12 protein-coding genes and 1 pseudogene are annotated in these 10,026 nt (G+C 68.3%); 8 read left to right on the top strand and 5 right to left on the bottom strand.

What is annotated here, in order from left to right; all coding sequences use genetic code 11:
* Positions 1-231 precede the first annotated feature (231 nt).
* Genes ACIDOCELLA78_RS000000112635 through cbbX form a run of 7 tightly spaced genes read left to right on the top strand, consistent with a single transcriptional unit; the run spans position 232 to position 6,164 of the window.
* Positions 232-897, top strand: a complete 666-nt coding sequence (locus ACIDOCELLA78_RS000000112635; protein WP_249676848.1) for a hypothetical protein — start codon at positions 232-234, stop codon at positions 895-897.
* Entirely contained in the window at positions 810-1,298 is a 489-nt protein-coding gene (locus ACIDOCELLA78_RS000000112630) for a class 1 fructose-bisphosphatase (RefSeq protein ID WP_249676846.1), read from the top strand. The genes ACIDOCELLA78_RS000000112635 and ACIDOCELLA78_RS000000112630 overlap by 88 nt, the downstream gene beginning before the upstream one ends.
* Entirely contained in the window at positions 1,295-2,170 is an 876-nt protein-coding gene (locus tag ACIDOCELLA78_RS000000112625) for a phosphoribulokinase (protein ID WP_201729845.1), read from the top strand. Before ACIDOCELLA78_RS000000112630 ends, ACIDOCELLA78_RS000000112625 begins: the two co-directional genes overlap by 4 nt.
* Positions 2,171-2,207: 37 nt before the next feature.
* Positions 2,208-3,287, top strand: coding sequence for a class II fructose-bisphosphate aldolase (gene fba, locus ACIDOCELLA78_RS000000112620; protein WP_201729844.1), 1,080 nt, complete (start codon positions 2,208-2,210; stop codon positions 3,285-3,287).
* Between the two features lie 26 nt (positions 3,288-3,313).
* Complete coding sequence (locus tag ACIDOCELLA78_RS000000112615) at positions 3,314-4,795, top strand: form I ribulose bisphosphate carboxylase large subunit (RefSeq protein WP_201729843.1); 1,482 nt, start codon at positions 3,314-3,316, stop codon at positions 4,793-4,795.
* A gap of 12 nt (positions 4,796-4,807) precedes the next feature.
* Positions 4,808-5,236: a ribulose bisphosphate carboxylase small subunit gene (locus tag ACIDOCELLA78_RS000000112610; protein ID WP_201729842.1), complete on the top strand. Its 429-nt coding sequence runs from the start codon at positions 4,808-4,810 to the stop codon at positions 5,234-5,236.
* Positions 5,237-5,246: 10 nt separating this feature from the next.
* Positions 5,247-6,164, top strand: coding sequence for a CbbX protein (gene cbbX / locus ACIDOCELLA78_RS000000112605; RefSeq protein WP_201729841.1), 918 nt, complete (start codon positions 5,247-5,249; stop codon positions 6,162-6,164).
* A 43-nt stretch (positions 6,165-6,207) separates the two neighbouring features.
* Here cbbX and pdxH read toward each other — a convergent pair whose 3' ends face one another.
* On the bottom strand, positions 6,208-6,795 hold the full coding sequence (pdxH, locus tag ACIDOCELLA78_RS000000112600; RefSeq protein ID WP_201729840.1) for a pyridoxamine 5'-phosphate oxidase: 588 nt from the start codon (positions 6,793-6,795) through the stop codon (positions 6,208-6,210).
* 102 nt (positions 6,796-6,897) lie between these two features.
* Between pdxH and fabI the strand changes: the two are divergent.
* A pseudogene (gene fabI / locus ACIDOCELLA78_RS000000112595) lies at positions 6,898-7,733 on the top strand (enoyl-ACP reductase FabI).
* A 21-nt stretch (positions 7,734-7,754) separates the two neighbouring features.
* On the opposite strand, the gene ACIDOCELLA78_RS000000112590 reads toward fabI, so the two are convergent.
* The 4 genes from ACIDOCELLA78_RS000000112590 to ACIDOCELLA78_RS000000112575 form a co-directional block, all read right to left on the bottom strand.
* Positions 7,755-7,955, bottom strand: coding sequence for a hypothetical protein (locus ACIDOCELLA78_RS000000112590; RefSeq protein WP_201729839.1), 201 nt, complete (start codon positions 7,953-7,955; stop codon positions 7,755-7,757).
* 32 nt (positions 7,956-7,987) lie between these two features.
* Entirely contained in the window at positions 7,988-8,773 is a 786-nt protein-coding gene (locus tag ACIDOCELLA78_RS000000112585) for an ABC transporter permease (RefSeq protein ID WP_201729838.1), read from the bottom strand.
* Positions 8,774-8,801: 28 nt separating this feature from the next.
* The gene (locus tag ACIDOCELLA78_RS000000112580) at positions 8,802-9,509 is read right to left on the bottom strand and encodes an ABC transporter ATP-binding protein (protein ID WP_249676840.1); all 708 of its coding nucleotides are present in this window, start codon (positions 9,507-9,509) and stop codon (positions 8,802-8,804) included.
* Between the two features lies 1 nt (position 9,510).
* Positions 9,511-10,026: ABC transporter substrate-binding protein (locus tag ACIDOCELLA78_RS000000112575; protein ID WP_201729837.1), on the bottom strand; the 516-nt coding region annotated here is incomplete at its 5' end.

Below are 10,026 nucleotides of genomic sequence, written 5' to 3'. Positions count from 1 at the left end.
TCAGGATCGGAACGCGCTCCAATCCCATCCCCCGATCCCGCGCGTCCGACCCGATCAGTCATGCCGTTTCGCGCGTCATGGCGTTTTAATTTTCCAAAATTAAAACCACAGAAATTTTAGCTTTACTAATTAACAACCGGTCTGCCAGTCTTGCCTTCACGACGTGGAGACCACGCGGGGGACAAACGGGCACGAGCCAGAAGGTGGTGCGCAATCCAGGAGGACCATCCGATGAGCACCAGCCTTCGCCTCGAATCCCATCTCGATCACACCGCCGCCCGCACCCCCGCGCTCACCTCGTCCTGCCGGGCGATCGAGGCCCTGGCGATCGCCGCGCGGCAGATCGCCCGCCTGCTCGCCAGCGGCCCGCTGCACGGCGATCTCGGCGCCGTCATCGGCGACTCCCTCGATGGCGACGGCCAGAAGGCGCTCGATGCCATCACCCACCGCCTGATCCGCGACGCCCTCGCCGGCGCCGGGGTTCTCGCCTTCGCGTCCGAAGAGCAGGCGGCGGCGGAATATCTCGACCCCTCCGGTGATATCGCCGTCGCGATCGACCCGCTCGACGGCTCCTCGAACATCGACACGCTGGCCCCGCTCGGCACCATCTTCTCGATCCTCCCGGCCCTGCCCGCGCGGCAGGATGGTGCGGACGCGGTCTTCCTCCAGCCCGGCCGCCGCCAGCTCGCCGCCGCTTCTTCATCTACGGCCCGCGCACCGCGCTGGTCCTCACCCTGGGCGAGGGGACGCGGATCTTCACCCTCGATCCTGTCTCCGGCGCCTTCATCGACCCGCACGGCCCGGTCAGTGTGCCGGCCGAAACCCGCGAATACGCGATCAACGCCGCCAATATCCGCCATTGGAACGAGTCCATCCGCGCCTATGTCGGCGAGCTGACCGAGGGCGGCGACGGTCCTCGCGGGCGCGATTTCAACACCCGCTGGCTCGCCTCGATGGTGGGCGACGCGTTCCGCATTCTCGGCCGCGGCGGCATCTATCTCTACCCGGCGGACCGCCGCCCCGGCTACGAGCGCGGCCGCCTCCGCCTGCTTTACGAGGCGAACCCGATCGCCTTCCTGATGGAACAGGCCGGCGCCGCCGCCACCGACGGCCTGCAACCGATCCTCGACCTTGCGCCGCACGATATCCACCAGCGAATCCCGCTGGTCTTCGGCTCGGCGGAAGAGGTGCGCCGCGTCGCCCTCGCCATGCGCGAGGCCCCGGCCGCGTCCTCCCCCCTGTTCCACCGCCGCTCGCTGTTTCGCACCGACGCCGCCGCCCTCGGCCTGTCCGCATGAGCCAGCGTCATCCCATCATCTCGGTCACCGGCTCCTCCGGCGCCGGCACCACCTCGGTGCGCAACGTGTTCGAGCAGATCTTCCGCCGCGAGAAGATCACCGCCGCCTATATCGAGGGCGATTCCTTCCACCGCTACAACCGCGCCGAGATGAAGGCGCGCATGGCCGAGGCGGAGGCGGCCGGCAACCGCCATTTCAGCCATTTCAGCCCGGAGAACAATCTCCTCGCCGAGCTTGAGGAAACCTTCGCCGCCTACGCCGCCACCGGCGCCGGCCGCTACCGCCACTACATCCACGACCACGACGAGGCCGAGCGCCACGGCGGCTCGCCGGGCACCTTCACGCCCTGGCAGGATATTCCCGCGCCGACCGACATCCTGCTCTACGAGGGCCTGCACGGCGCGGTGAGGCACGGCGAAATCGACACCGGCCGCCATGCCGATATCAGGATCGGCGTCGTCCCCGTCATCAACCTCGAATGGATCCAGAAAATCCACCGCGACCGCGCCGCCCGCCGCTACTCCACCGAGGCGGTGATGGACACGATCCTGCGCCGCATGCCCGACTACATTCATTACATCTGCCCCCAATTCACCGAGACCGACATCAACTTCCAGCGCGTCCCCACGGTCGACACCTCCAACCCCTTCATCGCCCGCTGGATTCCGACCGCCGATGAATCGATCGTCGTCATCCGCTTCCGCGATCCGCACGGCATCGACTTCCCCTACCTGCTCTCCATGCTGCACGGCAGCTTCATGTCCCGCGCGAACTCGATCGCGGTGCCGGGCAACAAGTTCGACCTCGCCATGCAGCTCATCCTGACCCCGATCATCATGCAACTGATGGACCGAAGGCGCCGGGCCCTGTGACCCGCCGCCGCGCGCCGCTCTTCCGGAAGGAATCCCCATGGCCCGCATAACATTGCGTCAGCTTCTCGATCACGCGGCGGAACGCGGCTATGCCGTCCCCGCCTTCAACATCAACAACATGGAACAGGTCATCGCGATCATGGAGGCCGCCGCCGCCTGCGATGCGCCGGTGATCCTCCAGGCCTCGCGCGGCGCCCGCGCCTATGCCGGCGACCGGATGCTGGTGAAGATGATCGAGGCGGCGGAGGCGGAGCATCCGCAGATTCCCGTCTGCCTGCACCAGGATCACGGCAACGACGAATCCACCTGCCTTTCGGCGATCCAGCACGGCTTCACCAGCGTGATGATGGACGGCTCGCTGCTGGCCGACGCAAGAACACCGGCCGACTACGCCTACAACGTCGCCATCACCGCCCGCGTCACCGAGATGGCGCATCGCGTCGGCGTTTCGGTCGAGGGCGAGCTTGGCGTGCTCGGCAGTCTCGAAACCGGCACCGGCGCCGCCGAGGACGGGCATGGCGCCGAGGGCGCGCTCTCGCGCGACCAGTTGCTGACCGACCCCGACCAGGCCGTCGCCTTCGTCCGCGCCACCGGGGTCGATGCGCTGGCCGTCGCCATGGGCACCTCGCACGGCGCCTACAAATTCTCCCGCAAGCCGGATGGCGCGATCCTCGCGATGGACGTGATCAGCGCGATCAACGAGCGCATGCCCGGCCTGCATCTCGTCATGCACGGCTCATCCTCGGTGCCGCAGGAGTTGCAGGAGGCGTTCAACCGCCACGGCGGCGACATGCCGCAGACCTGGGGCGTGCCCATCGAGGAAATCCTCAACGGCATCCGCCACGGCGTGCGCAAGGTGAATATCGACACCGACTGCCGCCTCGCCATGGCCGCCGCCATCCGCAAGGTCGCCACCGTGAACCGCGCGGAATTCGATCCCCGCCAGTTCCTGAAACCCGCCATCGCGGCCCTGCGCGATCTCTGCCGCGCGCGCTTCCAGGCCTTCGGCACCGCCGGCCAGGCGGCGCGAATCAAGTCCCAGCCCCTCGCTGCCATGGCCCGCCACTACGCCTCCGGCGCCCTCGATCCCGTGATCGATGTCGGCCGCGCCGCTTGATGACACCAGAAGACGGAGTCCGCATCATGGATACGCCAAACCCTAACATCACCGACGAGGCCCAGACCGTTCGCGGCAAGGCGCGCTACAAGTCCGGCGTCCTCGAATACCGCAAGATGGGCTACTGGGAACCCGATTACGAACCGAAGATCACCGATGTCATCGCGCTGTTCCGCATCACCCCGCAGGACGGCGTCGATCCGGTGGAGGCCGCCGCCGCCGTCGCCGGCGAAAGCTCGACCGCGACCTGGACCGTCGTCTGGACCGATCGTCTGACGGCCTGCGAGAAATACCGCGCCAAGGCCTACCGGGTCGATCCGGTGCCCAACGCGCCCGGCCAGTATTTCGCCTATATCGCCTACGATCTCGCCCTGTTCGAGCCGGGCTCGATCGCCAACCTCACCGCCTCGATCATCGGCAACGTGTTCGGCTTCAAGCCGCTCAAGGCGCTGCGTCTTGAAGACATGCGGCTGCCCGTCGCCTATGTGAAGACGTTCGACGGCCCGGCGACCGGCATCGTCGTCGAACGCGAGCGGCTCGACAAGTTCGGCCGCCCCCTGCTCGGCGCGACGGTCAAGCCCAAGCTCGGCCTCTCGGGGCGCAATTACGGCCGCGTCGTCTACGAGGCGCTGAAAGGCGGCCTCGACTTCACCAAGGACGACGAGAACATCAACTCCCAGCCCTTCATGCACTGGCGCGACCGGTTTCTCTACTGCATGGAGGCGGTGAACAAGGCGCAGGCCGCGACCGGCGAGGTCAAGGGCACCTACCTCAACGTCACCGCCGGTACGATGGAGGACATGTACGAACGCGCCGCCTTCGCCCACGAGCTTGGCTCGTCCATCATCATGATCGATCTCGTCATCGGCTACACGGCGATCCAGTCGATGTCGAAATGGGCCCGCCGGCACGACATGATCCTGCACCTGCATCGCGCCGGCCACGGCACCTACACGCGCCACAAGACGCACGGCGTCAGCTTCCGGGTGATCTCGAAGTGGATGCGGCTCGCCGGCGTCGATCACATCCACGCCGGCACCGTGGTCGGCAAGCTCGAAGGCGATCCGCTGACCACCCGCGGCTTCTACGACATCCTGCGCGAGGACTACAACGAAACCCGTTACGAACACGGCATCTTCTTCGATCAGGACTGGGCCGGCACGCGCAAGGTCATGCCGGTCGCCTCGGGCGGAATCCATGCCGGGCAGATGCACCAGCTGCTGCATCATCTCGGCGAGGATGTCGTCCTGCAATTCGGCGGCGGCACGATCGGCCACCCGCAGGGCATCGCCGCCGGGGCGATGGCGAACCGCGTCGCGCTGGAAGCGATGATCCTCGCCCGCAACGAAGGGCGCGACTATCTGGCCGAAGGCCCGCAGATTCTCAACGACGCCGCGCGCCACTGCCTGCCGCTGCGCCAGGCGCTCGATACCTGGGGCGAGGTCAGCTTCAACTACGCCTCGACCGACACGCCCGATTTCGTCCCCACCGCCATGCCGGCCTACTGACGGAGCGTTATCATGAGACTGACCCAGGGCTGCTTTTCGTTTCTCCCCGATCTGACCGATGAACAGATCAGCCGCCAGATCCAGTACTGCCTCGACAAGGGCTGGGCGGTGAACCTCGAATACACCGACGATCCGCACCCGCGGAACACCTACTGGGAGATGTGGGGCCTGCCGATGTTCGACATCCGCGACGCGAAGGCGATCATGTCGGAACTCGCGGAATGCCGCCGCATCCACGACGACTGCTATATCCGCCTCTCGGCCTTCGATGCGACGCACACATGGGAGTCGCTGCGCATTTCCTTCATCGTGCAGCGGCCGCGGGACGAGCCGGGCTTCATGCTGACCCGCGCCGAGGCCGCTGGCCGCACCCTGCGCTATGAAACCCGCGCCTATGTCGTGCAGAAGCCCGAAGGCGCGCGCTACGGCAATTCCGGGTGAGGGGGGTGTCATGCCGGAAACCATGACGGACGCCCCCGCCCCGGGCGAGACGGTCGATCTCCGCGCCGCGTTCGACGGCGCCGGGATCGGCGAGGTGCTGGCGGGGCTGGAGCGCGATCTTGTCGGGCTGCGTCCGGTCAAGGCGCGCATCCGCGAGATCGCCGCGCTGCTGCTGGTCGAGCGCGTCCGCCAGGGGTGCGGCCTCGCCACCGAGGCGCCGACGCTGCACATGTCCTTCACCGGCAATCCCGGCACCGGCAAGACGACGGTGGCGCTGCGCATGGCCTCCATCCTCAAGGCGCTCGGCTTCGTCCGCCAGGGACAGCTCGTCTCCGTCACCCGCGACGACCTGGTCGGCCAGTATATCGGCCACACCGCGCCAAAGACCAAGGAGATCCTGAAAAAGGCCATCGGCGGCGTGCTGTTCATCGACGAGGCGTACTACCTCTACCGCCCCGACAACGAACGCGATTACGGCCAGGAAGCGATCGAGATCCTCCTGCAGGTGATGGAGAACCAGCGCGAGGACCTGGTCGTGATCCTCGCCGGCTATGCCGACCGGATGGAGGATTTCTTCACCCTCAATCCCGGCTTCCGCTCGCGCATCGCCCATCACATCGACTTTCCGGACTATGCGGATGACGAGCTGCTGGCGATCAGCGAGTCGATGCTGGCCCGCCAGCATTACCGCCTCTCGCCCGAGGCCGGCGCGGTCATGGCGCGCTACATCGCCCGCCGCCGCGCCCAGCCCTATTTCGCCAATGCCCGCTCGATCCGCAACGCGCTCGATCGCGCGCGGCTGCGCCAGGCCAACCGGCTGATGGCCGCCCCCCAGCCGATCCCGAAAGCGGCGCTGACGATCATCGAACCGGCGGACCTGCTGGCCAGCCGCGTATTCGCCGCCCCGGCGGCGGACGGTTCTGACTGATGATATCGCAGCGCACGATCTCCCGCCGGATCGCGGGTCGCGCTCACGGAAACAGCCGCGTCGCCGTCCATCCCGCGCCGGCGCGGCTGAACACCGCCCGGTCATGCAGGCGGAACTCCCGGTCCTGCCAGAACTCGATCGTCTCCGGCGTCACCTGCCAGCCCGACCAGTGCGGCGGGCGCGGGATCGGCCCGTCGGCATAGCGCGCCGTCGCCTCCTCCAGCCGCCGTTCCAGCTCGTCCCGCGCGCCGAGCGGCCGCGACTGGTCGGACGCCCAGGCGCCGAGCCGCGAAATCCGCGGCCGGCTGTCGAAATACGCATCCGCCTCGGCCTCGGGCACCGCGCGGCACCGCCCTTCGATGCGGATCTGCCGCCGCAGCGACTTCCAGTGGAACAGCAGCGACACTGCCGGATTCGCCCGGATCTCCAGCGATTTGCGGCTTTCCAGGTTTGTGTAAAAAACAAATCCGGTTTCATCCCACGATTTCAGCAGCACGATCCTGGCCGAGGGGCGGCCCTCCGGCGTCGCGGTGGCCAGCGTCATCGCATTGGGATCGTTGGGCTCTGCGGCTTCGGCGTCCTGCATCCACGCGGCGAAAAGCCGGAACGGATCGGCACTGATATCGATCATCGGTTGCTCTCTCTCCCGTGTCGCAATATCTGATAGTCCAAGCCGCCCCCCGCCACCACCCCGGCCGGGCCGGCCGCGACATGCCAGACTGGAGCCCCCGACATGCAGGAATCCGCCCCGACCTACCCGCTCACCGGCACGCTGATGCGTGGCAAGCGCGGCGTCATCATGGGGGTTGCGAACAACCGCTCGATCGCCTGGGCCATCGCGCAGGCCGTCGCGCGCAGGGCGGCGAGCTCGCCTTCACCTATCAGGGCGAAGCGCTGGAAAAGCGCATCCGCCCGCTCGCCGATAGTGTCGGGTCCGACCTCGTCATCCCCTGCGACGTCACCGACGACGCGGCGCTCGACGACGCCTTCGCCGCCATCGCCGACCGCTGGGGCGAGATCGACTTCCTCGTCCACGCCATCGGCTTCGCCGACAAGCAGTTCCTCCGCGGCCGCTATGCCGACACGCCGCGCGCCGCCTTCCTCCAGGCGATGGACATTTCCTGCTTCTCCTTCACCGCGGCGGCGCAGCGCGCCTCGGCGCTGATGAAGCACGGCGGCGCGATGGTGACGCTCACCTATCTCGGCGCCGAGCGCGTCACCCCGCATTACAACGTCATGGGCGTGGCCAAGGCGGCGCTGGAATCCTCGGTGCGCTACCTCGCCGCCGATCTCGGGCGCGACGCGATCCGGGTCAACGGCCTGTCCGCCGGCCCGATCAAGACGCTCGCCGCCTCCGGCATCGGCGATTTCAGCTACATCCTGAAATGGAACCAGCTCAACGCGCCGCTGGAGCGCAATGTGGCGCTCGAGGAAGTCGGCGCCTCCGGGCTCTATCTGCTGTCCGACCTCTCGCGCGGCGTCACCGGCGAGATTCACCACGTCGATTGCGGCTATCACATCGTCGGCATGAAGAACCCGATGGCGCCGGATATCGACGCCGTCGAGTAATCCCCCGCGCCGGGCGCGATCTCAGATTGGCTTATGCGCCCGGTCGATCAGCCGCCGCAGCAGGCCGGGCTTCTTCTCCGGCCGCGCCGTGGCGGCCACCGCCGAAGCCGCCTCGGCGGCGCGGCGCTCCTTGGTCTTCAGCCACTCGTCAAGGCTCATATTGGCCTTGGCGGCGCGCTTGCGTTCATAGTCGAGCTGGGCGTCGGTCATCTTGCGGGTCATGCGCGCGCCTGTGCCAGAACAACCCGCCGGTATCAAGCGCCCCCGCGCGCATCCCGCCCGCCGGCGCCGAAGCGCCGCAGCATCCCCCGCTCGACGGCGCCGAGCGCGGCATAGATCACGATCCCGGTCAGCGCGAGCAGGGTGAGGGCGGCGAACATGCGCGGAATCTCCAGCCGGTAGCCCGCCTCCAGAATCCGCCCGGCCAGCCCCCCGGCAAACCCGCCCGAACTCGCGACGAACTCCGCCACCACCGCGCCCACCAGCGCCAGCGTGCCGGCAATCCGCAGCCCGGCGAGAAAGAAGGGCAGGGCGGACGGCAGCCGCAGCAGCGCCAGCGTCTGCCATCGGCTCGCCCCGTTCAGCCGGAACAGGTCGGCAAGCTCCGGCGGCGTCGCCGCCAGCCCCGCGGCGGTGTTCGACAGCACCGGAAAGAACGCGACGATGGTGGCGCACACCACCATGGCGGCGAATTGCTGATGCACCCAGATGATGATCAGCGGCGCGATGGCGACCACCGGCGTCACCTGCAACACCACCGCCCAGGGCTGGATCGCCGCGCGCGCCAGCCGGCTCGCCGCCATCGCCAGCGCCAGCGCCATGCCGAGCAGCGCGGCCGCCAGCAGCGCCGCCCCCGTCACCGCGAGGGTCGAGACCAGCGAGAGCAGCAGCGAGCCCCGATCCGCCCAGAACGCCGCGACGATCGCCGCCGGCCCCGGCAGCACATAGGGCTTCACCCGCAAGCCGATCACCAGCCCCTGCCACATCGCCAGCGCCGCGAGGCCGAAAACCACCGGCGCGTAACGCTCGGCGCGGCTCATGCCGGCATCACCGCGCGCAGCGTCTGCGTCACCTCGCGCACCAGCGCCGCATAGGCCGGATCGGTCCGCCGGTCCCCGCCCGCGGCGAGCGGACTGGCAATCTCCGCGGCGATCCGCCCGGCCGCGGCGTCATCACCACGATGCGCGAGGCGAGATACGCCGCCTCGTAGATCGAATGGGTCACGAACACGATCGTGCTCCCCGTCTCCCGCCACAGCGCCAGCAGATCGTCCTGCAACCGGTTGCGCGTAAACTCGTCGAGGGCGGCGAAAGGCTCGTCCATCAGCAGCAGCCGCGGCCGCGACACCAGCGCCCGCGCGATCGCCACCCGCATCCGCATCCCGCCCGACAGCGCCGCAGGCTTCGCATCCTCGAACCCGGCCAGCCCGAGCCGCGCCAGCAGGCCATGCACCAGGGCCGCGTCGCCCTCGAAGCGCCGCCCGGCGAGGCGAAGCGGCAAATGCACGTTCCGCGCGGCACTCGCCCAGGGCAGCAGCGTCGCGTCCTGGAACACGAAGCCGATCTCCCCCGCGCCGGGCGCGGCCCCGCCCTCCCAGGCCAGAAGTCCCGCATCCGGCGCGTCGAGCCCGGCCAGCAGCCGCAGCAGCGTCGACTTGCCGCAGCCCGAGGGGCCGAGCAGGGCGACGAACTCGCCCCGCCCGATCGCCGCGTCGATCCCCGCGAGCGCGACCGTCCCGGCCCCGAACCGCCGCGTCACCCGCTCCAGCCGTACCATCTCAGCGCGCGGCCGCGTTCCCCTTCGGCAGGAAGCGCAGCGTATAGGCCTTGCGATAGTCGAACTGCGCCGGATACAGCCCGGCCGCGCGCATCTGCGCGTAGAAGCCCTTCCACCGCGCATCGGTCATCCCGCCGATGCCGATCTTCGCCGTGGTGGCATCCTCGACCACCTGATGCGCCTTGAGCTGGTCATAGCCGAATTTCAGCAGCGCCGGCGTCATGTCCGGGTTGGCCTTGCGGATCAGCGCGAAGGCGGGCGCCGGATTGCCGTCGAGATAGGATTTCCACCCTTCCGCCGAGGCGGCGATGAAGCGGCGCACCACCGAAGGGTCGGTCTTCGCCAGCTTGCGCGAGGTCGCGATCAACTCGCCATACCCGTCGAACCCCGCCTGGTCGAGCCGCAGCACCACCGGGAAATGCCCGGTCTTCTGCTTCACCAGAAACGGCTCCGAGGTGAGAAACCCCTGCACCACGAGGTCCTTGCTGGTGAAGAACGGGGCGAGACTGAAATCATA

Source organism: Acidocella sp. C78, from assembly GCF_907164655.1.
Note: the sequence above shows the minus strand (reverse complement) of the source record. Positions and strands in the feature narration are given on the sequence as shown.